The organism is Streptomyces sp. SirexAA-E, from assembly GCF_000177195.2.
In the GTDB taxonomy this organism is placed as follows: Bacteria; Actinomycetota; Actinomycetes; order Streptomycetales; family Streptomycetaceae; genus Streptomyces; species Streptomyces flavovirens.
On record NC_015953.1, the window covers coordinates 826,744 to 850,367 of the forward strand.

The 23,624-nt window shown below is 72.7% G+C and carries 11 protein-coding genes; 2 read left to right on the forward strand and 9 right to left on the reverse strand.

Annotated elements, in window-relative coordinates:
• Positions 1–2: 2 nt before the first annotated feature.
• The 4 genes from SACTE_RS03560 to SACTE_RS03575 are packed head-to-tail and all read right to left on the reverse strand — an operon-like array spanning position 3 to position 15,362.
• On the reverse strand, positions 3–2,063 hold the full coding sequence (locus SACTE_RS03560; protein WP_014044661.1) for a Gfo/Idh/MocA family oxidoreductase: 2,061 nt from the start codon (positions 2,061–2,063) through the stop codon (positions 3–5).
• Entirely contained in the window at positions 2,060–3,211 is a 1,152-nt protein-coding gene (locus SACTE_RS03565) for a saccharopine dehydrogenase NADP-binding domain-containing protein (RefSeq protein WP_014044662.1), read from the reverse strand. The genes SACTE_RS03560 and SACTE_RS03565 overlap by 4 nt, the downstream gene beginning before the upstream one ends.
• On the reverse strand, positions 3,208–8,757 hold the full coding sequence (locus SACTE_RS03570; protein WP_014044663.1) for a non-ribosomal peptide synthetase: 5,550 nt from the start codon (positions 8,755–8,757) through the stop codon (positions 3,208–3,210). The genes SACTE_RS03565 and SACTE_RS03570 overlap by 4 nt, the downstream gene beginning before the upstream one ends.
• On the reverse strand, positions 8,754–15,362 hold the full coding sequence (locus tag SACTE_RS03575; protein WP_232793490.1) for a non-ribosomal peptide synthetase: 6,609 nt from the start codon (positions 15,360–15,362) through the stop codon (positions 8,754–8,756). The genes SACTE_RS03570 and SACTE_RS03575 overlap by 4 nt, the downstream gene beginning before the upstream one ends.
• Positions 15,363–15,638: 276 nt before the next feature.
• Between SACTE_RS03575 and SACTE_RS03580 the strand changes: the two genes are divergently transcribed.
• Positions 15,639–17,303, forward strand: coding sequence for a (2,3-dihydroxybenzoyl)adenylate synthase (locus SACTE_RS03580; RefSeq protein WP_014044665.1), 1,665 nt, complete (start codon positions 15,639–15,641; stop codon positions 17,301–17,303).
• A gap of 75 nt (positions 17,304–17,378) precedes the next feature.
• Here SACTE_RS03580 and SACTE_RS03585 read toward each other — a convergent pair whose 3' ends face one another.
• The 5 genes from SACTE_RS03585 to SACTE_RS03605 form a co-directional block, all read right to left on the reverse strand.
• Positions 17,379–18,944 carry an ATP-binding cassette domain-containing protein gene (locus tag SACTE_RS03585; RefSeq protein ID WP_014044666.1) on the reverse strand — a complete coding sequence of 522 codons (1,566 nt, stop codon included), beginning with the start codon at positions 18,942–18,944 and terminating at the stop codon, positions 17,379–17,381.
• Positions 18,941–19,801, reverse strand: coding sequence for an ABC transporter permease subunit (locus SACTE_RS03590; RefSeq protein WP_014044667.1), 861 nt, complete (start codon positions 19,799–19,801; stop codon positions 18,941–18,943). The genes SACTE_RS03585 and SACTE_RS03590 overlap by 4 nt, the downstream gene beginning before the upstream one ends.
• Positions 19,798–20,748 carry an ABC transporter permease gene (locus SACTE_RS03595; protein ID WP_014044668.1) on the reverse strand — a complete coding sequence of 317 codons (951 nt, stop codon included), beginning with the start codon at positions 20,746–20,748 and terminating at the stop codon, positions 19,798–19,800. Before SACTE_RS03595 ends, SACTE_RS03590 begins: the two co-directional genes overlap by 4 nt.
• A complete protein-coding gene (locus SACTE_RS03600; protein WP_014044669.1) occupies positions 20,745–22,331 on the reverse strand; it encodes an ABC transporter substrate-binding protein in 1,587 nt (528 codons plus the stop codon). The genes SACTE_RS03595 and SACTE_RS03600 overlap by 4 nt, the downstream gene beginning before the upstream one ends.
• Positions 22,332–22,481: 150 nt before the next feature.
• Complete coding sequence (locus SACTE_RS03605) at positions 22,482–22,703, reverse strand: ferredoxin (RefSeq protein ID WP_014044670.1); 222 nt, start codon at positions 22,701–22,703, stop codon at positions 22,482–22,484.
• Positions 22,704–23,112: 409 nt separating this feature from the next.
• Here SACTE_RS03605 and SACTE_RS03610 point away from each other — a divergent pair, with 409 nt between their 5' ends.
• Positions 23,113–23,601: a GNAT family N-acetyltransferase gene (locus SACTE_RS03610; RefSeq protein ID WP_019993841.1), complete on the forward strand. Its 489-nt coding sequence runs from the start codon at positions 23,113–23,115 to the stop codon at positions 23,599–23,601.
• The last annotated feature ends 23 nt before the right edge of the window (positions 23,602–23,624 follow it).

Here is a 23,624-nt window from a genome sequence, read left to right on the forward strand (position 1 = left end):
TCCTAGTCGTCGGTGGGGAAGGAGGAGAGGAGCGGGCTGCCGGGGGGTGCCGGGACGCCCGGTGTGCTGGGACCGCGCGGCACGTGCGGTCCGGCGGTCGGGGCGGACGTGTCCGGTGTCAGGGTGAGCACGGCCAGCGGGGGCGCTCCGGGTCGGGTGGGCAGGATGCGTGCGGTCATGCCGGACTCGGCGACGACGTCCTTCAGCCCGAAGGGCTCCCAGCGGTAGGCGTCGTGTACTTCGCGTTCCGCGTGCGGGGCCCCGTCCCGGTAGACCCGCCAGGTGGAGTGCAGGCGCATGGTGCCGTTCTCCGCCTCGTCCGGTGCGCCTTTGAACAACCATTCGTAGCGGTGGCGCCCGGCGGTCGCGGTGGCGAGCCGGGTCTCGGGAAGGGTCATCGGCTCCTCGAACTGCATGAGTTCGACGATCACGAGCCCGCCGGGGGCCAGCCGCCGGGTCACCCGCCGCCACAGCTTGGCCCGTTCCTCGGCGTCGAGGTGGCCGAGGACTCCGCAGAGCAGGACGACGCTGATCCGCTCGGGGAGATCGAGATCGGGAGCGGCGTCCGCGGTGACGGTCACCCTGGTCCGCAGGTCCTCGTCGCTGAACACCCTGCTGGTGAGCACGGCGCGCATGCCGACCGACGGTTCGCAGGCGATGATCTCCGCGTCCGGCCGGGCCCGGGCGACGGCATCGGTCAGGAGACCGGTGCCGGCGCCGATGTCCACCACAGGCCCGGTGCCGAGGTCGGCGTCGGCCAGGAGGGCGGCCACGGCCGGGGCGCTCGCGGTCGCGGTGTGTCCGGTGGCGACGAGGTCGAAGAACTCGGCCGACGGGGAGTACGCGGTGTCCGGCGGTCGGGCCGATGGCGTTTCCGCTGCGGGGCCAACCGGCACTCCGGCGGAGCCGGGACCCGCCCCGGTCCACGCGCCGAGAGGCGGGGCCGGGGCGGGACGGGGATCGGCGGTGTCGCGGAACCGCGCCTGCGTGGGGAAGACGTCGCTCACCGCCAGGGGGCGCGGCGTGGCCGGCCGGACGATCTCGGGCGGTCCCAGTCGGGCCGCGAGGTCGGTCCAGATGCGGCACACGGCCAGCTCGTACTGGCCCGCGCGCAGAGCGTCGCCGCCCCGCGCCACGGCGTCGCGGAGCCCGTCGAGGGCACTGCCGATGGCTTCCGGCCACAGGTCGGAGAAGACGGTGCGGAAGGAGCCCGTGCTTCCGACCACCGCCGTGCTCCCGAGTCCCAGGCTGCCGGTGCCAGGACCGTCCAGGACGAAGCGCCGGTCGGTGTCCCGCCCGATGTGCAGCCGGGGGCTCCACAGCACGGGGCCGTGGGTGTCCGCGAGGGTGAGCACTCCGCCCTCGGTCCCGAGCGAGATCCGGTGCCAGTGGAACGCGTGGTTGTCCCGGTCGGAGGGATCGAGCTGGTGGTGGACCCGCAGGGTGAGGGGGACCCCGGCGAACACGCCGTGCAGGGAGCGGAACGGCTGCGGCCCGATGCCGGCGGGCAGCGGTGCCGGATCCGCGAAGCCCCAGGGCCGCAGGGCGCCCATGGCCTGCCCGAGGATGTCCACCAGCGGGTGCATGAGGTGGATGGGGGTGGCGGCGTCCACGAAGAGCGGTCGCTGCTGGGCGACGAGCCGACGGGCCGCCTCGATGAAGGCGCGAACCGGGGCGACGTCCGGGTAATGGGTGTTGAGGCGGTACCGCACGCCCCGGCGGCGCGCGTGCCTGAGGTTGTCCGTCAGCTCGGTCAGGTGCACGGGGTGTTCCTGGAGCACGTGGATGCCCCGGTCCATCAGCGCCCGGGCCAGGTCGGTTCCCTGGCCGCCCGAGATGGAGGAACTCACCGCCACACAGGCGGCGTCGATGTCACCGGGGAGGTCGTCGACGTCGGCATGGAAGGGGACGCCCAGGCTCGCCGCGTACTCCCTGGAGGCTTGCGATCCCCGGCTCAGGATGCCGGCCAGGGTGTACCCGGGGCGTCGGCGTACGGCTTCGGCGTAGAAGCGGCCGAAGTTGGTGCCGCAGACCAGCACACGCAGGGGCGCCGGGGCGTTCACAGGATCCCCTCCTCGTCCCGCTCGGGTCCGGCAGCCGTCCCTGTGAGCCGGAGGTCGGCGACGCCGTGGGAGCGCAGGTGCCGTACCACGGTTTCGGGGTCCAGCACGTCGCAGGCGAAGTGGACGCCCGCCGGGACCTCACTCCGCAGTACCGCGTCCGCTGCCAGGGCTCCCACGGCGGCGGTGAGCCGGTAGCTGCTGGCCGTGCGCAGGGTCAGTCCGGCGGTCGCGGGTGCCCCCGAAGCGGTGCCCGACAGCGCGAAGTCCATGGCGTAGTAGGGCTTGCGCCCGGCCAGGTCGAGGTCGGCGGCGAGGATCAGCCGCTCCGCCAGGCGGCCCTGCTCCTCTCCGGCCGCGAGGCGGCCGGGCAGGAGGTTGAGCAGGGCGCGTACGGCGGGACCCGGGTGGACGTTGTACCAGTCGAGCCGGTCGAGGCCCAGGACGGAGGCGAGGCGTTCGCTCTCGCCGCTGAGGTAGGGCTGCACGGCGACCCGGCCGGGGAACGCCTGGTGCACGGTGTCCTCGTCGGCGCGCAGGGCTCGTGGCGCGCGGCGGCCGCCGCGGACGGCCGCCAAGGCCTCGCCGTAGGCCGCGCCGTCCGCGCCGCCCGAGCTGAGGGAGAGCATCAAGTCGTGCGCCACCGTGGGCGAACAGGGCTCCAGCCCCCCGCAGTAGGCGGTCAACGCGGCGACGCTGTCCAGGCCCTGTCGGGCCAGCCAGCGAGGCAGGAGGCTGGACAGACCGGGCAGTGCGCCCGCGGACAGGACGACCGTGCGAGTGTCGCGGGCCGGCTCGCCGCCTTTGAGAAGGTCTTCGGCTGCCGGGTCGTCGCCGGCCACGTCGACGCAGTGCGCACCGGCGTCCAGTGCCGCGAACGCCACGGTGGCACGGAGCCGGTAGGTGGGGCCGACGCAGTTGAGGACGATGTCGCAGCCCTCGGTGAAGGCACGCAGACCATCCGGTGCGGTGGCGTCGGCCCAGACCGTCTCGTCGTGGCCGCCGGGGTCGTTCTCGGCGACCTCGCACAGGGCCGACGCGGTCCGACCGCCCAGCCGCAGGCCGCTGTGGCCGAGGGCGTGCAGTTCGTGTACGGCGGCCCGCCCGACCGCGCCGGAGGCGCCCAGGACCCCGATCACTGGCTTGGTCATCGGGTGATCGCCCCCTGGGTCAGCTCGGCAAGGGTCTTGAGGATGCCGGGCGCGTGCTCGACGGACAGGCAGCTGTAGTGGTCGCCGCCGATGTCGACGATGTCCAGGTCGCCCAGGGTGAGTTCCTCCCAGTAGGTGGTGACGGCGTCCTTGCTGCCCGGGAAGGGGTACGCGCCGTCGTGGCGCAGGAAGGTGATGTCACCGGCGTACGGCTCGGCGTCGTAGCGGGTGATGGCGAAGACGCTCTGCCGGAAGGCGAGGAAGAGCCGTGTCATGTGGTCGGGTTCGTAGGTGCCGGCCGAAGCGGGCACCGCCTCGCACATCCGCGCGATGCGAGTGGCGCGGGGGACGCCGGTCAGCTCCCGGAAGCGGCCCGCGACGTCCGCGAACTCCTCGGGCAGCGCGGCAAGGCCGCCGTCCGGCAGGACGCCGGGGCTGGTGGCCAGGACCGCGTCGGCCGCCGCGGCCACCCGGTACTGGTCGTCCGGGAAGCCGAGGTCGGCCGGGTCGATGCCCATCATGACGGCGAATGAGTACTCGGCGAGCAGTTCGTCGTCCAGGCGGAAACGGGGGCTGTGGCTGCTGATGACGGTGAGGCTCTCCACCTCCGCCCCGGCCTCGGCGAGGTTGCGGGCCACCTCGGTGGCGATCAGGCCGCCCAGGCAGTAGCCGACGACGTGGAAACGGCTGCGGCCGTCGGCCGTCAGGGCGCGGGCGTAGTCGGCCGCCATCCGCTCGATGAGCCCCTGCGGCGGGGCGGCGAGGAAGCCGTTCAGGTCCGGGACCTCCACGCCCACGACCGCGGCGGTCCCCGGTGAGCGGCGCCGGATCTCGGTGATCAGCGCTCGGTACGGCATGATCGTCGCGGTTCCGGCGTGCACCAGAACGGTGGTCGGCTCGTCCCCGGAGCGAGCGCCGTGCAGGTGGATCACCGGGTCCGTGCGCACGGCACCGGCGGCCGGCGCGTCCCCGGTGCCCGCGAGCCCCCGCAGGAACGCGGCGAGCCCGGCGACCGTCGGGCGGCGCAGCATGTGGCGCAGCACGACCTCCCACTCAAGGTCGGCTGCCTCCGGTACGCGTTCACGCAGCAGCCCCACCATGCGAGCGACGAGGAGCGAGTCGCCGCCGAGATCGAAGAAGTCGTCGTTGCGGGTGACACTCCCGACCGCGAGGAGTTCCGACCACAGCTCGGCGAGGCCGTTCTCCAGGTCGTCCATGGGCTTCTCGTCCACGACGGGCGGGCCGCTCTCGCGGGGCAGCCAGCTCCGCAGGCACCCTCGGTCGGTCTTGCCGTTGGCCGTGCGGGGCAGGGAGTCGACGACCTGCCACACCGAGGGGAGCATGTACTCCGGGAGCCGGGTCGCCGCCGTGCGGGCCAGTTCACCGACCGGGACGTGGTGGCGGTCGTCCTTCAGCGTGGCGAAGAACACCTCCTGGCCGGTCAGGGCCAGCGCCTCCCGGGCGGCGGGCAACGAGGTGACCTCGGACGCGCCGTGCGCGTCGAGGAGTTCACACCACTGCGCGTGGGTGAGGAAGGACTGCCCTGTGTGTTCGCGCACGTCGGTCCACGTCCGTCCCGCGACCTCGAGGAACTCCATGGAGACCAGCAGCGGCAGGTTCTCGTCGCGGGTGTTCTCCACGAACACGAGCTGTCCGCCCGGGACCAGCAGTTCCCGCAGCCGGCCCACGGCCGCGTCCGCGTCGGCTGCGGCGTGCAGGGTGTTGGCGCAGAGCACCACGTCGAAGGTGTTGGGCGACAGGTGCTGGGCGCGCGGGTCCTCGTCGACGTCGAAGCGCTGGTAGCGGACCCAGGCGTGATCGGCGAAGCGCTCGCGGGCCTCGTTCAGGAAGAACGCGGAGGCGTCTGTGAACAGGTAGTCGACGCCGTACTCGGCGAGAGCGGGCACCAGTTCGCCCGTGGTGCCGCCGACGCCGCCGCCCACCTCCAGAATGCGCAAGCGCTCCTCACCCGTGTGGCAGGCGGCGATCTCGCGCAGCGCGGCGACCACCGCGCGGTTGAGGTGCCGGATGGCGAGGTTGTCCCGGTAGGCGGCATCCGCGGCCTCGGTCGCCGCGCCGGGGAAGAGGAGCTCCCGGATGCCCGTCTCCCCGGAGACCAGCTCGGGCAGCCGCTCGGCGCAGGTGCGCATGACGGTGAGCAGTTCCGTGCTCCAGCCGACCTCGTGTTCCAGCTCCGCGGCCCGCCGCCGGCCACGTTCCGCTCGGCTCTCCGGGACGGCGACGAGACCGGTGTAGGTGTCGTCGGAGCCGCGGTGCAAGAGGCGGTCGCGTGCTGCCAGAGCGCGCAGCCATCGCCGCACGATGTGCCGGTGGCGGGGCGTGGCACGCAGGGCCGTGCCCACCTCCTCGGCCGTACGCGGCGTGCCGTCCGCGAACACCCCGGAGGCGTCGAGGACACGCGTCATCTCCGCGAGGGCCACGTCGTCGAGGGCGGCCAGGAACTCCTTCAGCCGCGCGGCGTCGACGGCCGCGGCGGCTTCCCGCACGGCGTCGGCCGCGGCCGCGCGCGCCTGTGTCCGCGTCGCGGGGGTTCCGGCACGGTCCACGTCCGCCGTGCCGTCCTTGCGGGCCGTCTCCACGTATGCGGCAAGGCGTCGGCCTCCGGCCGCCGAGTCGTCGACGATGACGGCGCCCGCCGCGACCCGGGCGTGGGCCTGCACGGCGGCCTCGACCTCGGCCAGTTCGACCCGGTAGCCGCGAATCTTGACCTGGGCATCCTCCCGGCCGAGGAACTCGATGGTGCCGTCGGGGAGGTACCGCCCGAGATCACCGGTGCGGTAGAGCCGCTCCCCGGTGGCGGGGTCGGTGAGGAACCGCTCCGCGGTGCGGCCCTCGTCACCGAAGTAGCCCAGGGCGACACCGGCACCCCCGATGTACAGCTCGCCCGGCACCCATTCGGGCCGTGGACGCAGGTGCCGGTCGAGCACGGCGAACGTCTGATTGGTCAGCGGGGTGCCGTACGGGACGCTCGGGCGTGCGGTGTCGACCTTGTCGATGGGATGGACGATGGACCAGATCGATCCCTCGGTCGCTCCGCCGAGGGAGATGACCTCCAACCCGGGAAGGAGTTCGCGAGCCTGGTCCGGCAGGGCGACCGGTATCCAGTCGCCGGATATCAGGGCGAGACGCAGCGAGGCGTCGTCCGTGGGGGGCACGGAGCGAAGCCAGTCGCACAGCATGTGGAGCTGGCCGGGGACGGAGTTCCACACCGTGACGCCGAAGTCGCGGACCAGCTCGGCCCAGTGGGAGGGGTCGCCGCGCCGGTCGGCGTGGGGCAGGACGAGGGTGGCACCGACGGCAAGCGGTCCGAACAGGTCGTAGACGGAGAGGTCGAAGCCGAGCCCCGCGATACCGAGGACCCGGTCGCGCCCGGTGACGGTGAAGCGGCGGTTGATGTCTTCGACGGTGTTGAGGGCGGCTCGGTGGCTGATCATCACGCCCTTGGGCGTCCCGGTGGAGCCCGAGGTGTAGATGATGTACGCGAGGTCGTCCGGGTCGCGCCGAGCCGCGGTCTCACCGGGCGTGGCCACGGCGTCCTCGGGGAGCAGGTCGACGGCGAGTGCCGTGACGTCCGCCGGGAGGTCGTCGATCTCGGCCAGCCAGGACTGGGTGAGGACCGTGCGGACGCCCGAGTCAGCGATGATCGTGTCCCGGCGGGCCGGTGGCTGGGCCGTGTCGACGGGCAGATAGGCACCGCCCGCCATGAGCGTGCCGAAGACGGCGACGACCTGCTCCCAGCCCTTGTCCGCCCAGATCGCCACGGGCTCCCGGGGGCGCAGTCCGGACTCGGTCAGCGCCTCGGCGAGAACGCTCGCCCGGGCCACGAGCTCCCGGTAGGTGAGGGCCCGTTCGGGAGTACGGACCGCGATGGCCTGCGGTGTGGCCCGGGCCTGGGCGAGTACGGGTTCGTGCAGGAGGGCGTCCGGCAGAGGCCCCCCGGTCGCGTTGACCGCATCGCGGCGCACCGCCTGTACCTCGGGAAGCGGGATACGTGCCGGTGCGTCCCACGCGGCATCGCCGGCTTCGCCCTCGGCCGACAGGGCCCGTACGAGTGCCGTGTACGCCTCGAACATGGCGTCGGCCACCCCGTGGGCGAGCGCGCCCTCGCGGATGTCCCAGGACAGGCTCAGCGTGTCGCCGCGGTGCATGACCTGGCAGTCGAGCCACACCTGCGGGGTCCGGGTCAGGGCGTACGTCACCTCGGGAGGCACGCCCTCGGAGGTGGCGCCGGTGCCCAGTGCGCTGGTGAAGACGACCGGCATCAGCACCGGGGCGCCGGCCCTGCGGGACAGCTCGGCAAGCACATCGGAACCGGTGAACAGGGGATGCGCGAGGTCGTCCAGGAGCTGCGCTCCGACGGAACGCGTCCGCTCCGCGAAGGCGGCGGGCTGGTCCAGGTCCACGGCGAGCAGTTCCAGCGACGTGAAGTCTCCGACCAGGCGGCCGATGTCCTCGTGCAGTTCGGGGCGGTCCACCGTGGGCACGTTGAGCATGAAGCGGCTGGTACGCGACCAGCGGGCGACCGTCTCGGCGTACGCGGTGAGCAGCGCGGTGGAGAGGGTCAGCCCGCGCCGCGCGGCCCTCTCGGTGAGACGGTCCCGGTCGGCCGCGGGCAACAGGACCTCCAGCCTGCGGAAGGTGACGGAGTCTGCGGAAGCCGGTGTTCGGGCCGTCTCCCCCGGGTCGCCGACGGCCGCCTCCCAGGCTTCGGCAAGGGGCAGCTCGGGCGCGGGCGGCAGGGTGTCGAGCCGTTCGGTCCAGTAGGCGCGGTCGCGGGTGAGCGCGCCGGAGTCGGCGAGGGCGCGGCGGGCCAGGACGTAGTCGCGGAAGGCGATCCGGGGTGCCTCGGAGAGGGGTTCACCGCCGTAGCTCCGCTGGAACTCCGCGAGCAGGATGCGCAGGCTGGCGTGGTCGACGACCAGCATGTCGAAGGAGAGGTGGAGCACGGCCCGCTCCGCGGTCCGGCTCACGTGCGCCTCGAAGAGCGGCCACCGGTCGGTGGGTGCCTCGCGGGCGGACAGCCGCGCCCGGGTGTGTGCCACCTGCGCCTCGGCGGCGTCCGGTGCCAGGGTGGTCAGGTCGTCGGCTTCGACGACGAGGGAGGGTACGTCGGCCAGGACCTGCTGGTAGCCGTCGTTGTGGATGACGGCGCGGAGCATGTCATGCCGCCGGACCAGCTCCCGCCACGACGCGGTGACACGGTCCACGTCCAGGTCGGGATATTCGAGTTCGACGTAGGCGTGGCAGCCGACGCCGCCGTAGGCGTAGGCGCCGGTGCGGCCGATCAGGTAGGCGGCCTGGACGTCCGTCAGCGGGAAGGGCGCGTGGCAGTTGTCCGGGTCGGCCCGCAGCGTCGGTTCCTCCGCCTCCAGGTGGCGCAGGACGGCTTCCTTGTGGGTCCGCAGTTCGGCTCGGTGGTCCTCGGTGAGGCGGCCCTGCGGGGCGCGGAAGCGCAGTTGTCCGTCCTGGGCCCACAGCACCACGCCTTCGTCGGCGTAACGGGCCAGCAGTTCAGCGATGTTCACAGCTCTCCGGTCTCGTAGGCGGTCCCGTGGGCCGCCGGCGTTCGGGTGATGTCCGCGGCGAGCGCGGCGATGGTCGGTGCGGCGAAGAAGCGCCGGGCGGGCACGGTGGCCCCGAGGCGGCGCTCCATCGCGGTGAGCAGGCGCAGGGCGGTGAGGCTGTCGCCGCCCGCGGTGAAGAAGTTGGCGTTACGGTCGGGCGTCCAGTGCGGCAGGTGCTCGCTCCACAGACCGGCAAGGGCCGTCTCGGTCTCCCCGTGCGGTGGTTCGGCCACGGCGGACACCGTTTCCGGTCCCGTCAGAGCGGCCAGGGCGCCCCGGTCGACCTTGCCGTTCGCGGTGAGCGGCAGGGACGGCAGCGTCTGGATACGGGCGGGAACCGCGTAGACGGGCACGCGCTCGGCCAGCAGGGCGAAGAGGCTCCGGGTGAGGTCTTCGGTATCCCGCACTGTCGGGCCGACGGACTCCGTGGATGTCCGCTCGTGCGGTACGACGAAGGCGGCCAGGCGCTTCGCGGTACGCTCCCCTACCGCCACGACCGCGGCTCGGGCGACGGCCGGGTGAGACTCCAGCGCGGCCTCGATCTCACCGGCCTCGACGCGGTGGCCGGCGATCTTCAACTGGCTGTCGAGGCGGCCCATGAATTCCAGCAGGCCGTCTCCCCGGAACCGGCCCAGGTCACCGGTCCGATACCAGCGCTGCCCGTCCCGTCGGACGAACTTCTCGGCGGTGCGGACGGGGTCGGCCAGGTAGCCGCGGGCCAGTCCCGCACCGCCGATCCACAGTTCGCCGGGCGTCCAGTCGGGGCAGTCCCGTCCGTCCCGGTCGACCACGCGGTAGTGCTGCCCGGTCAGGGGGCGGCCGTAGGGGATGGAGACCCACCCGGGGTCCGGCTCCTCGACGGTGAGCGTGTTGGACCAGATGGCGGCCTCGGTCGCGCCGCCCATCGCGACGAAGGCGCAGGGGCGCGCGGTGCGTGCCCGCAGGCGGCCGGGCAGGTCGAGCCCGATCCAGTCGCCGGAGACCAGTGCGGTCCGCAGCCCCGCGATGCGCCCGCCTTCCGGCGCCTCCTGCTCGTCGGCGTCGAGGAGCAGGTCGAGGAGGGCCGGGACGGTGTTCCAGACGGTCACCCCGTGACGGTCCAGCAGGCTCGGCCAGCGGGCCGGTTCCCGACGCTGGTCCTCGGTGGGAAGGAGGAGGGAGCCGCCCGCGCCGAGCATCCCGAAGATGTCGTACACGGACAGGTCGAAGTCCAGCGACGACAGGGCGAAGACCCGGTCGTCGTCGCCGATGCCGTGCCGGGCGTTGATGTCCGCGATCGTGTTCCAGGCGGCCGCGTGGGTGATCTCCACCCCCTTCGGCTCACCGGTGGAACCCGAGGTGAAGATGACGTAGGCGAGTGCTTCGGTAGACGTTTCCGACGGTGCGGGCAGCGGATCGAGGGCCTGTGTGTCCGTTACGGACAGAGCGCGGGGAGCCGTTCCCCCCGGAGCGGGCCAGTGGCCAACGACGACCTGGAAGGCTGCGGTGGCGTGCACCCTCTCCAGCCGTGCGGCGGGCTGTTCGAGGCTCAGCGGTACGTAGGCGGCGCCGGCCGCGAGGACACCGAGGACCGCGGCGACCTGCTCCGGCCCCTTGGGCAGGGTCACCGCGACCAGTTCGCCCGGAGTCACGCCGGCGTCACCGAGCGCGGCGGCTGTGCGCAGCGCCTGGTCGGCGAGGACTCCGTACGTCACCTTCTCCCCCGCGGCCGTGACGAGTGCGGTCCGGTCGGGCACGGCCTCGGCGTGGGCGAAGAACGCCGCGTGCAGCGGGCGCGGGGCCACCGGCTCCAGGGCGGCCTCCCGTGCGACGGCGGCCCGCCGTTCCATGTGGGAAGCGGGCAGCAGGTCGGGCAACGGCGCGTCCCAGTCACCGGCGACGACGTACCCCAGCAGCCTCTCGTAGGCGCCGAACATCGCGTCCAGCACGCCCTCGGGGAAGAGTTCCTCCACAGCGTCCCAGGTGACGACCAGGTTCCCGGACTCTTCGGTGACCTGGTTGTCCAAGCACACCTGCGGGGACTGCGAGATGCCCCAGACCTTCGCGGGGAAGCCTGAGCCGGGTCCGGCCAGCGTCGCGTCACCGACTCCGACGGCACTGGTGAACACCACGGGCGCGGCAGCGTCCACGGTGCCCGTACGGCGACCGAACTCCCTCAGCAGCCAGTCGATCGGGACGTTCAGGTGGTCCAGGTCCTCCGCCTGGCGGCGTTGCAGTGCCTCGGCCGCCGCCAGCCAGGACGCTCCGTCGCGCCGGTGCCCCGCCGGCGAGAGGGAGGTGAAGTCACCCAGAACCCGGTGGATGTGGGGGTGGACGTCGCGGCGGTTGAAGAGGGTGAGCGTGACGGTCAGCGCGTCCGTCCCGCTCCAGGCCTCCAGGACCTCCGCGTACAGGGCCAGCAGGACGGTGGACGGGGTGAGGCCGTGCCGGGCCGCCTCTCGCTTGACGGCCTGCCAGTCCTCGGCGGGCAGGCTCAGCCGGCGCCGGGTGAAGGCGGGCACGTCGAGGGTCGCCGGGTCCCGGTCGAGAGGCAGGGCCGGCGGGGGCGGGAGTTCGGACAGCCGCTTGCGCCAGTGGGCGCGGGCCGGCTCGGCCGACTCCGGGTCGGTGGGGAGTCCGGTGAGGTAGTCGCGGAACGACACGTCGACGGGCGGCAGTTCATGCTCGGGGTCGGCGTGGAGCGCGTTCAGTTCGGCGTAGAGCGTGGTGATGGAGAGGGCGTCGAGGACCAGGTAGTCCAGACCGATGCCGATGCGTGTGCGGGCGGCGCCCCCGTCGTGGTATCGCACCGCCTCGACCGCGAAGAGGGGCCACCGGGCGGGGTCGCGCACCTGCTGGGACAGACGGGCGCGCAGGCCGGCCAGCGCCTCGGGCGCGTCGCCGTCCGGGACGTCCGCCACCGGGATGCGGAAGGGCGGTGTATCGGGCAGGACACGCTGGTGTCCGTCCTCCACGACCGCGCGGAGCATGCCGTGCCGGCGGATCAGGGTGTTCCAGGCGTGCTCCAGTCGGTCGAGGTCGACGTCCGCGCCGTCGAACTCGGTGTAGTGCCAGGTGCCGACGCCTCCGAGGGTGAAACGGGGGTCGCGGCCGGTGTGGTAGGCGGACTGGACGTCCGTGAGTGGGAAGGGCTCGTGGGCGCGGTCCGGGTCGGGCACGAGGACCGGCGCGGTGGCGGGTACGGGCTGTGCGTCGGTGGCCGCCCGGGGGCGCAGCGTCCCGCAGAAGTGCCGCAGCACGGGGTGGGCGAAGAGGTCGGCCACGCGCGCGCCGGAGAATCCGGCGGCACGCAGCCGGCCGATCATCCGGGTCGCGACGAGCGAGTCCCCGCCGAGCAGGAAGAAGCTGCTCTCCCGGCCCACTTCGGGCACGTCGAGCAGTTCGGCCCACTCGGCCGCCACCGCGGTCTCCACCGGTCCGACCGGGGCCGAGGCGCGGGGACCGTCGTCCCCGGCCGCCTCGGTCAGCGCCCGGCGCACGGCCGCCCGGTCCAGCTTTCCGTTGGCGGTCAGCGGCAGGTTCCGCAGGACGAGCAGTCGCTCGGGGACCATGTAGGCGGGAAGACGCTGCGCCGCCCGCAGGCGTACCCGGTCGGGATCCGGTGCCTCGCCGGCGGCTGACACGGCGGCTGCGAGGTGCCGTGCGGGAGTGTCGAGGACACAGGCGACCGCGTGCAGCACGGCGGGGTCGTCCTCCAGGGCGGACTCGACCTCGCCGAGCTCGATCCGGTGACCGCCGATCTTCACCTGGTGATCGGCACGGCCGAGGAATTCCAGTACGCCGTCGGGCCGGTAGCGGGCCAGGTCGCCGCTGCGGTACCAGCGTTCGCCGTCGTATTCGACGAAACGTTCGGCGGTGCGTTCGGGGTCCGCGCGGTAGCCGTTGGCCACACCGGGTCCGCCGATCCACAGCTCGCCGGGGACGAGGTCCGGGCAGTCGCGCCCCCGTCCGTCCACGACCCGGGCCCGCATGTTGCGCAGCGGAACGCCGTAGGGGACGGACTTCCAGGCGGGATCGGTCTCCTCGACCTCGAACACCGTGGAGTGGACGGCGGCCTCCGTCATGCCGCCGAGCGCCACGAAACGGCAGCCGGGCACGAGGGCACGCAGTCTGCGGGGCTGGTCGAGGCCGACCCAGTCCCCGCCGAGCAGGACCATGCGCAGGCAGTCGCCGAGACCCTCGTCCTCGCCTGCGGCCAACAGCAGGTCCAACAGGGCGGGCACGCACTGCACCAGTGTCACCCCGTGCGTACGCACCAGGTGGGCCCAGTGGTGGGCATCCCGGCGGTGCTCCTGTCCTACGGTCACCACCTGACCGCCGAGCGACAGCGGGGCGAAGATGTCCCAGGTGGCGAGGTCGAAGTCGAGCGCGGAGATCGCGAGGGCCCGGTCCGCGGGGCCGAGTCCGAGCTGCGCCTCCATCGCCTCGACGGTGTTGACGACCGCGCGGTGCGACACCTCGACGCCCTTGGGCAGCCCGGTGGAGCCGGATGTGAACAGCACGTAGGCGGGCAGGGCGGGGTCCGGCCGGACGACTGGGGCGGGTTCGTGCGTTCGGGCGTCCTCCAGGAGCAGCACCGGGGCCGCGGAGACCGTCTGGCAGAGCGGCGCGTGTTCCCGGTCGGTGAGCACGGCGGAGGCGCCCGCCATGGAGTGGATGCGTCCGCGCCGTACGGCGGGTTGCTCGACGCCGACGGGGGCGTATGCGGCGCCCGCGGCCAGGATGCCGAGGACGGCGGTGATCTGGTCCGCGCTCCTGGGCAGCGTGAGCGCGACGGTGTCGCCCTCACGCACGCCGTGGCCGCGCAGCAGCGCGGCGATCCTCCGCGCGGAGTCGGCGAGTTCGCCGTAGGTGAGGGTGTCGCCACCGGTGCGGACGACCGCGACGCGGCGCGGGTCGGTCTCGGCTAGCTGGAAGAAGCGGGTGTGCAGAGCGCGGTCGGGCACGGGCGTGGGGGGCAGCGCCGCCACCGCGCGCCCCGGCAGGACGTCGGGGGCCAGCAGGCCGTCCACCGGCCGGGCCCAGGTGTCGGGGTCCGTGATCAGACGGGTGATGAGGCCGCGGTACGCGTCGAACGCGGCGTCGGGCACCCGGGCCTCGAATACGCCGTCGCGCACGTCCCAGTTGAGGAGGAGGCCGCCGTCGAGTTCGGTGACCTGGGCGTCCAGGTGGACCTGGGGGCCCTGGGAGATGATCCAGGAGGGGCGGCCGAAGGACTTCTGGACGTCCTGCTCGAAGATTTCGCCCAGTCCGATGGCGCTGGTGTAGACGACCGGGGCCAGCACCGGGGCTCCCTCGGCGCGGGCGAGGTCGCGCAGGACCTCGACGCCGCCGTACGCGCCGTGGGAGATGCCTTCCTGAAGGCGTTCCTGAAGACCGCGGGCTTGCCGGGAGAACGGCAGGGACTGGCTCATGTCCGTGTCGAGCAGGACCGAGCTGCTGAAGTCCCCGACCAGACCGGCCACATCCGGGGTGAACATCTCGCGGTCGAACAGGGGGAGGTTGAGCAGGAAGCGGCGACTGTCGCTCCAGGCGGCGATGACCTCGGCGAAGGCGGTGGCAAGGGCAGCGGCGGGGGTGATGCCGTGCCGTCGTGCGGCGCCGATCAGTGCCGCTTTGTCGGCGGGGCCCAGCCAGTGGTGCAGGCGGCGCGAGTGGGTGAGCGTGGTGTCGTCGGCGCTGACGGGGGTCAGCGGGTCGACGGTCGTCGGCAGGCGCGGCGCACGGGGCAGCTCCGGCAGGCGCTCGCGCCACCAGGCCGCGTGCCGCTCGCGTTCCGTCCTCCGTCGGGCGTCATGCTCCGCGAGGTACGTGCGGTAGTCGAGGCCGAGTGCGGGGGGCTGGTCGTCGGGACAGTCGTAGAGGCGGCGCAGATCGGACAGGAGGACGCGCAGACTCAGAGCGTCGCCGGCCATCATGTCCAGGTCGATCTGCAGCCGCGTCCGCCCGTCGGGGAGCAGGCACAGGGCCGCGCGGAAGACGTCGCCGGAGATGATGTCGGGGCGGGCGTGGGTGTTGCGTTCGCGCAGCAGCTCCAGCTCGTTCTCCGCGTCCTTCGGAGCGCGGTCACGCAGGTCGTGGACGGTGAGGGGCGTTCCCGGCGGGCCGAAGCGCTGCCGGCCCTCCCCGTCGAAGACTGCCCTCAGCATGCCGTGGCGGAGCACGAGGGCGCGCAGGGCGGTGTCGAGCCGGCCGGGGTCGACGTCATGGCCGTCGAGTTCGACGTAGAAGTGCGCGGCGACGCCGCCGAGCGGCTGGCCGTCCTGGCGTCCGATCCAGTAGGCGTGCTGCATCGTCGCCAGCGGGAAGGGCTCCGCCGGCTCCCCGTCGGTGGGCGCCTGGAGCGCGGTGGCCGGACCGGCCGGCGCGGGACTCGTCGGTGCCTCGACGGAACGCTCGTGCGCGAGCAGGGCCGTCCATGCGTCGAGGGTCGGGGTGCGGGTCAGCTCCTGGAAGGTGACCGTACTGCCTGCGCGCCGCCAAGTGCCGACCAGGGACATCAATATCAGTGAGTCGAGACCGAGTTCGAAGAGGTCACGGTCGTCGTCCAGCTCGTGCGGCGCCATCTCCAGCGCGTGTGCCACCGCTTCACGCACGGCGTCCGGCGCGTGGAGGGACCGCTCACCTTTCGCTGTTCGCGCTGGGACGACTGCTTCGTCACTCACTGATGGGGCCTTCCGGTCTGAGGGGTGGGCGAGGTGGCCGCGTCCGCGGCGGGGCTCCGTCCGAGGGACCGAAGCCACACTAGATAGAAATGATTTTCATTTCTATACTTCACATCGTAGTCACACAAGGGACCGTGGCGCCAGAGTCCGCGGCCCGGCGATGAAAGGCAGAGCCCCATGACCGAGACTGAACAGCGCTGGCCCGAGGCGGAATCGGCGCGCTACCGGGCCGTCGGCCACTGGCAGGGGGTCACCTTCGGCGCACGCCTGCGGCGGGCGGCGGCGGACCACGGCAGCCGTGTCGCCCTGGTCGACGGAGACCGCCGGTGGACATACGCGGACCTGGACGCCGAGGCCGACCGCGTCGCCCACGGACTGCGCGGGCTCGGCGTCGGGCAGGGCGACCGCGTCGTGGTCCAGCTCCCCAACCGTGCCGAGTTCGTGCTCGTCTGGTTCGGGCTGCAGCGCCTCGGAGCGGTCCCGGTGCACGCCATGCCCGGCCACCGGCGCCGGGAGATCGGTCATCTGGTGCGCGTGTCCGGTGCGGTGGCCTGTGTGGTGCCCGACCGGCACGCGCGGTTCGACCACCGTGACCTGATGCGCTCGGTGCGGGCGGAGAGCGGGCCGAACCGCTCGCCGCTGACGGTCGTGGTGGTCGGCGATCCCGGCCAGGAGGACGGATTCGTCTCGTTCGAGGCGCTGCGGGCGGCTCCTCCCTCGTCGCCCGGTCACACCTCGCCGGACGCTCTGCCGACCGCGGCCGACGACGACGGCGGAGCGGACCCCGGCGACGTCGCCCTCCTGCTGCTGTCCGGCGGCACCACCGGCCTTCCCAAGCTCATCCCGCGCACGCACGACGCCTACGCGTACAACGCCCGCGCGTGCGCCGAGGTCTGCGCACTCGACGACCGGACCGTCTATCTGGCGGTGCTGCCGCTCGGCTTCAACTTCGCCTTCGCCTGCCCCGGCGTACTCGGCACCCTCATGGCCGGCGGTACGGTCGTGGTCGCCCCGGATCCCAGCCCGCAGACGGCGTTCGCCCTCGTCGAGCGGGAGGGCGTGACCCTGACCTCCCTCACGCCCCCGCTCGTCTCCCCCTGGATGGACGAGGCCGCCTCCGGCTCCTGGGACCTCGCCGGCCTCGCCGTGGTGCAGGTGGGCGGGGCCCGGCTGCCGGAGGAGCAGGCCCGGAAGCTCGGCCCGGCACTCGGAGTGACCGTGCAGCAGGTCTTCGGCATGGCGGAGGGGTTGATCAACCTCACGCGGCTCGATGATCCCGAGGACCTCGTCTGCGCCACCCAGGGCCGTCCCGTCTCGCCGGACGACGAGATCCTGGTGGTGGACACCGACGGCGGGCCCGTGCCGGACGGGTCGGCGGGTGAACTGCTCACCCGGGGCCCGTACACGCTGCGTGGCTACTACCGCGCCGAGGAGCACGACCGCACGGCGTTCACACCGGACGGCTACTACCGGACCGGCGACGTGGTGCGGCGGCTGCCGTCAGGGCACCTCGTCGTGGTGGGTCGGATCAAGGACCAGATCAACCGCGGTGGCGAGAAGATCGCCGCGGTCGAGGTGGAGGAGCAGCTGCTCGTACATCCGGCGATCACCGCGGCCGCACTGGTGGGTGTGCCGGACGAGCACAGGGGTGAGCGGACCGTCGCCTTCGTGGTCTGCGACGGCGAGGCTCCCGGCGTGCGGGAGGTGGCCGCCCATCTGAAGGAGCGCGGACTCGCCGAGTACAAGGCGCCGGACGAGGTCGTCCAGGTGTCCGGCCTCCCGCTCACCGCCGTCGGGAAGGTCGACAAGGCCACGCTGGCACGGGAGTTGCTCCGCCCGTGACGCGCGGCCCGGAGGGGCGCCCGCCTCTGTGCCGAGCGCCCGTCCGGGCCACCGTGCGAAGCCCGTCAACCGTGCCTACTTCGGCACGGTGAGACCCTCACCGCCCTCATGGGCGAGCAGGTTCCGGGTGACGGCGTGCTCCGGGTTCACCAGTACGCGGTCGGCCCGGCCCGCTTCCACCACCCGGCCCTCGTCCAGGACGACGACCTGGTCCGCCCGGGAGGCCGCGGCCGCCAGGTCGTGCGTCACCATGACAACGGTCAGGCCCAGTGTCCGCCGCAGCTCGTCCAGCAGGTCCAGGACGCGGCCCGCCGTCTCCGGGTCGAGCGCCGAAGTGATCTCGTCACAGACGAGGACACGCGGTCCGGCGGCAAGCGTCCGCGCCAGTGCCACGCGTTGACGTTGGCCCCCCGACAACTCCCCCGACCGGCGCCCCCGTACGTCCTCGTCCAGCCCGACCAGCCCCAGGAGCCGCGCCGCTTCGTCAGACGCGTCCCGCGCCGACCGGCCTCCCACCCTCCTGAGCGGGCGCGTGAGCGCGGCGTCCACGGACTCCCGCGGGTTGAGAGCACCGCGGGAGTCCTGCGCGACAAGCTGCACCGGGGCCCCACGCCCCTGGGCCGTTCCGTCGCTCCGCCACTCGACACTCCCCTCCATTCCCGGATGAAGCCCCGCAAGGCAACGGGCGAGGGTGGTCTTCCCCGACCCCGACGCCCCCACGACGGCGGTGCAGGAGCTCGCCGGGACGACGAGGGAGACGTCGTGCAGCACGGTGGACCGACCCTGGACGGCATGAAGTCCCCGTACGAAGAGCCCGCCGACCACGCCGGGGTCGGCAGCAGTGGCACGGGGGGCGCCGTCCGAGGAAGCACCGGACGGCTGCACGGGCAACGGCGCGACCGGCATCCCGCGCCCGACGATCCGCCCCCCGTCCAGGCGGATCACGTCGTCCGACACCGTTCCCAGCCAGGCCGGGTCGTGGCTGACCAGCAATGCGGCGCGGTCGCCCTCCCGCAGGGTCTCGGCCAGCAGACCGCGCATCCCGTCCGCCAGGACGGGGTCGAGCCCGCTGGTTGGCTCATCGAGGACCAGCAGGCCGGGCCGGCCCGCCAAGGCCAGCGCGAGGGCCACCCGCTGGGCCTGCCCGCCCGACAGCTCCCGGGGCAGCCGCTGCCTGAACTCCTTGTCGGCCGGCAACCGCACGGACAGCAGCAGTTCCTCCACCCGCGCGCGGACGCCCTCTCCGCCTGCCACGGCCGAGCGCAGTCGCACTGCCTCGGCGATCTGGGTGCCGATCCGCAGCGCGGGATTCAGCGAGGAGGCCGGATCCTGGCCCAGGAAGGAAACGACCCTGCCACGCAGCCGGCGAGCGTCCCCCCGGTCGAACGGATCGAGGTCGGCCACCCGGACGGTTCCGGCCCGGACCTCCAGCCCGGGACGCACATGTCCGAGCAGGCCGTGCGCCAGACTGCTCTTACCCGACCCCGACCGGCCGACGACGCCCAGCACCTGCCCGGCCGGCACCGAGAGGCAGGCGTCGCTCAGGACGGGCGGCCCACCGAGCGCGGGGCCCACCGTCAGCCCGCTGACCTCGGCGAGCGTCCCACCGTCCGACGGGCCGACGGTCACACGGCCGGTCATGCGGCACCCCGCCCCGCCCGGTCCGCCAGCCGCCCGGCCAGCAGGCCGACAGCGACGGACAACAGCACCAGCAACAGCGCCGGAGCGAGGAACGGCGTGACGGCCAGTGCCGCTCCTGGGACGTTCTCACTCACCATGCGTCCCCAGTCGGGCGCTGCCCCGCCCGGTCCCAGGCCCAGGAATCCCGCGGTGGCGCTGAGGTGCAGGGAGGCGACCAGGCGCAGCGCGGTGTCCATCAGGGCCGGTCCGGCGATGTTGGGCAGCACGTCGTGGCGCAGCACGGCCCAGCGGCCGTCGCCCCGGGCCAGGGCGGCTTCGACGTACCCGCTCCGGAGAACGGTGTCCGCCGCAGCACGCAGCACACGGGTGGAGAACGGGGCGGTGGCCAGGGCGACCGCCGCCACCAGGGCGGCGTGGCTACCGGGGAACCCCGCGGCCAGGACGAGGACGACCAGGAGGCCGGGAAGCACCGCGAGGGCGTCCACGCAGCGGAGCAGCAGGTCACCCGATCGGCGGGAGGCCAGGGCCGCCAGCACGCCTGCGGCCATCCCGACGGCTCCGGCCGCCGCCGTACCGGCCAGGGCGGTGAGGACAATGGTGCGGCCTCCGCCGAGCACCCGGCTCGCCACGTCACGGCCCAGCACGTCGGTGCCGAGGAGGAACTGGCCGTCGGGCTGCTGGAAAGGTGCGGCGAGCTGCGCGGTCGGACTGTACGGAGCGACCAGCGGACCCAGCAGGGCGAACAGGATGACGAGCAGCGTGCCCGCCCCCGTGATCAGCGGAGACCGCCGACGTCGTGGTGTATCCGGCCGGTTGTCGCGCACGCGTCTCCCCGGTGGGGCGAGAATCGTCGTCATCGTCTGTGTCCTTCCCTTGCGCCCAGCAGACGCGCGCAGATGTCGCCCGCCAGCAGGACCGCGAGCATCACCCCGGCGAGCGCGGTGGCGATGCCCTGCACCATGGGTATGTCCCGGGCTGCGACGGCAAGTTGGAGTTCACGGCCGATCCCCGGGTAGTCGAAGACGTTCTCCACCACCACCGCCGAGCCGACCAGCGCCCCTGTGGTGAGGGTGAGCGCCTGGACGGCGGGTCCCGCGGCGTTGGGCAGAATGTGGCGGACGGCGAGCCGCACCCCGCGAACTCCGTTGAGCCGTGCGGCTTCGCAGTAGGGGCTGGCCGCCACGTCGGTGACGGAGACCCGCAGCAGCCTGGTGGCCACCGCGAGACCGACCGCGCTGAGCGTCAGAACGGGCAGGATCAGCGCGTGCGGCACGTCGAGCGGCGTCCCACCCAGGGGGATGACAGAGACCCGGGGCAGGATTTCCAGCCACACGGCCAGAACGGCGACGAGCAGCGCGGCGATGACGAACTCCGGTACCGCGGCCAAGGTCTGGGCGGCCGTCGAGACGAAGCGGTCGGCGCCGCCGCCCCGCAGACCGGTCCACAGCCCCAGCAGCGTGGCGAGCGGCGCAGTGATCGCCAGTGTCAGTCCGGCCAGGAGCAGGCTGTTCGGCAGTCGGGTCGCCAGGACCTCGGTGACCGGCCGGTCCCCCACGAAACCACGGCCGAGGTCTCCCTGGACCGCACCCGCGACCCAGTCCGCGTACCGCTCGGCGGCCGGCCGGTCCAGGCCGAGCTCGGCCCGGACCTCGGCGCGCCGCGCTGCGGAAGCGTCCACTCCGGCGACCGCGCTTACGGCGTCCCCGGGGAGAACCGCCGTCGCTGCGAAGATCACGGCCGACAGCAGGACGAGCAGGACGGTCGCCGCCGCGAGGCGACGGCCGACGAAGGCGGCCAGGTTCACGCCAGTGAGGCCTGGGAGAAACCTGGGAACTGCTCGAAGAGGTCGTCGCGGACCCCGGAGACCCCCTTGGCCTGGGCGTTCAAGTTCGGTTTGAAGACCGGCAGCACCTGGTTGCCGTCCTCCCAGCGCCTGCGCTGCGCCTGGGTGCCCACCCTCTTCGCCTCACGGCTGTCGCTCTCGGCACGTGCCTCGGCGACGAGGGCGTCGGTCGCGGACTCCTTCCACCCGAACGCCGAAGGCGATCCGCCCGCCGTACTCATCTGGTAGGTCGACAGGGCGGGGACGGGCATCTGGTAGGAGCCGGCCAACGGCAGCGCCGCGTAGGCGGGGAAGTCCGCGTACAGCTGTCCTGCGGGCAGTTCCCGGACGGACGCGCGGACACCCACCTTTTTCAGGTCCTCGACGAAGAGGGTGGCCATCTCCACCATGCCCGGCGTCTCCGGGCCGGTCGTCAGCGTCACCTTCATCCCGTCGGCCCCCGCCTCCTTGAGCAGCACACGTGCCCGCTCCGGGTCGTGGGCACGCTGGGGCAGACCCTGGGCGTAGTCGGGGAAACCGATGGAAGGGAGGTCGTTGCCGACCTGGGCGTTGCCGTGGAACACGGTCTTCACCATGGTCTGCCGGTCGGCGGCGAGTTTGAACGCCTCTCGCACCCGGGGGTCGTCGAAGGGCTTGGCGCTCATGTTCATCTGAAAGGAGAGACCTACGAGATAGGGGCTCTTCGTGGGGACGAGTTCGACCTTCCCGTTGTCGTCGAGCGTGCGCGCGGTGACGGGTGACAGGTCGTGTGCGAAGTCGATGTCGCCGCTGGTGAGTGCACCGGCCCTGGCGGTCGAGTCCGCGATCGACCGCAGCTCCAGACCGTCCAGGAGAGGCACGTGGCCGTAGTGGTCGTCGTAGCGCTCGAACGCCGAGCCCTGGCCCGCGGCGAAGTCCGTCAGCCGGAAGGGACCGCAACTGGGCATGCCCTCGCGGAAGGCCTTCGTGCCGTTCTTGACGACGAGGAAGTTGCCCTGGCAGAGGACCATTCGGCCGTCGGCGATGGGCCGGAGCGTGGGCAGGACGACCTTCAGGTCACCGTCGGCCTTGGCATGTGCGAGATCGAAGTCGGCGGCGGCGAGCCGGTACACGGGCAGGGTGCTCTTGGCCGCGAGGGCGCTGAGAGAGTGCAGGATGTCGGCGGAGGTCAGTTCGGAGCCGTCGGTGAAGCGGACGCCGGGCCGCACATGCAGTGTGTAGGTCGACAGGTCGTCGGAGATGTCGATGCCCTTGAGCACTCCGTAACGCACCCCGTCGGCTCCGCTGGGGTCGAGATTGCCGAGCGTGCCGTGCCAGGCGCGGGCGCGCACGAGATCCAGTGCGGAAGGGCCGTTGAAGAAGTCGAGGGACTCGGAGGCGCCGCCACCGACGAAAGCGGCTCGCAGTGTGCCGCCCGAGCGGGGCGAGGCACCGGCTCCGGTCTTCCCCTCGGAGCGAGGCCGGTCGGTGGAGCACGCGGCCAGCAGGCCGGGCCCCACCGCCAGAGCCGCGGCACCTGCCGCGCCTCGACGGAGGAAGGCACGGCGATCGAGCTGTCTGGACATGTTTCTCCTTGACGTTCTGCAAGCGAACCGAGCACCGGGAGGTCTCCACGGCACATGAACTCAGGCCCGGACGAGGGCGGATGGCCCGGTGGATGACGGGCACGCCCACGGACGGGTCACGGCGTCGACAGCGAGCGGCCCGGCCGAGGGCTACCGCAGGGTGAGAGCTCCGGACGGGCAGGACCACACGGCCTCACGTACGGCATCCCGGTGGGACGCCGGCGGCCTCTCGGCGAGGACGAGCACAAGCCCGTCCTCTTCGCCCTGATCGAAGACGGTGGGCGCGGCGAGCACGCACTGTCCCGCGCCCACGCACCGGTCCCGCTCCGCAACGACTCTCTCGCGTGCGGACGCCTGGCCCGACAAAGTCATGAGGCCCTCCCCTGTAGCCGCGCACGCCATCGGCGGCACGACAACCAGACGATAGACGAAAACGACTTCCATATTCAACAAAGGTCCCGTCCTTCATCCCGGCGCCTGCGACAGCGCCCACGCCACCCGTCAACCACCCCCCGGTGTGGGTACCTCGCTCTCGGCCACGATGCGTGCAGTGCGTTCTTCACCTGGGCGGTGAAGGCGGCCCTCTCCCCTGCCGTGTGCTGCTCGGCCTCCTGGTCGGGCTCGACGGTGACCGGCGAAGCCGCGGCGCCCTCGCCGCCCGCCGGAGGTCCGGTGGGAAAGAGATGCGAAGCCACGTGACACGCTGGTGCGCGTGACAGCATCCGAAGCCCCCGCACCCACGTTCACCCAGCTCACTCGGCCGTCCGAGCTGCCGTTGTCGATGAGACGTGAACTGGCCGCCTGCTGGGCCGCGGTGGTCAACGCCGGCGGGGCGGTCCTCCCGGCGGACTGCCCGCTGCCACCACTGACCCCCACGCACACGAAAGCCGCCGTGGACCGGATCGCCGGTGAACTGACACCCGAACACAGCAGGCTCCTGGTGGCCACGGTCGACGGCGTCCTCACGGGCTGGCTGCTCGTCCGACGTGAGGCACATCCGCTCGAAGCGCACTGCGGCACGGTGAACCACGTGCAAACGCACGTGCGGTTCCGGAGATCAGGGGTGGGGACCGCACTGATGCACCGCGTCCGTCGGATCGCGCGCGAGGAGATGGGCTTGGAGCGACTCAAGCTGACAGTGCGGTCCGGCCTGGGGCTCGAGGACTTCTACGGCAAGGCCGGTTGGACGGAGGTCGGACGGTGGCCGGGCGCGCTACGCCTGGCACCCGGCGACGACCGCGACGAGATCCTGATGAGCCTTGCCCTGTGAGCGAGCCGGATCGGGTCGGTACT

Bases quoted from the DNA above. Each gene is read 5' to 3' on its own strand.
- SACTE_RS03565 (WP_014044662.1), bottom strand. From the start codon at position 3,211: ATGACCAAGCCAGTGATCGGGGTCCTGGGCGCCTCCGGCGCGGTCGGG.
- SACTE_RS03575 (WP_232793490.1), bottom strand. From the start codon at position 15,362: ATGGCGCCGCACGAGCTGGACGACGACCGTGACCTCTTCGAACTCGGT.
- SACTE_RS03580 (WP_014044665.1), top strand. From the start codon at position 15,639: ATGACCGAGACTGAACAGCGCTGGCCCGAGGCGGAATCGGCGCGCTAC.
- SACTE_RS03585 (WP_014044666.1), bottom strand. From the start codon at position 18,944: ATGACCGGCCGTGTGACCGTCGGCCCGTCGGACGGTGGGACGCTCGCC.
- SACTE_RS03590 (WP_014044667.1), bottom strand. From the start codon at position 19,801: ATGACGACGATTCTCGCCCCACCGGGGAGACGCGTGCGCGACAACCGG.
- SACTE_RS03600 (WP_014044669.1), bottom strand. From the start codon at position 22,331: ATGTCCAGACAGCTCGATCGCCGTGCCTTCCTCCGTCGAGGCGCGGCA.
- SACTE_RS03605 (WP_014044670.1), bottom strand. From the start codon at position 22,703: ATGACTTTGTCGGGCCAGGCGTCCGCACGCGAGAGAGTCGTTGCGGAG.
- SACTE_RS03610 (WP_019993841.1), top strand. From the start codon at position 23,113: ATGAGACGTGAACTGGCCGCCTGCTGGGCCGCGGTGGTCAACGCCGGC.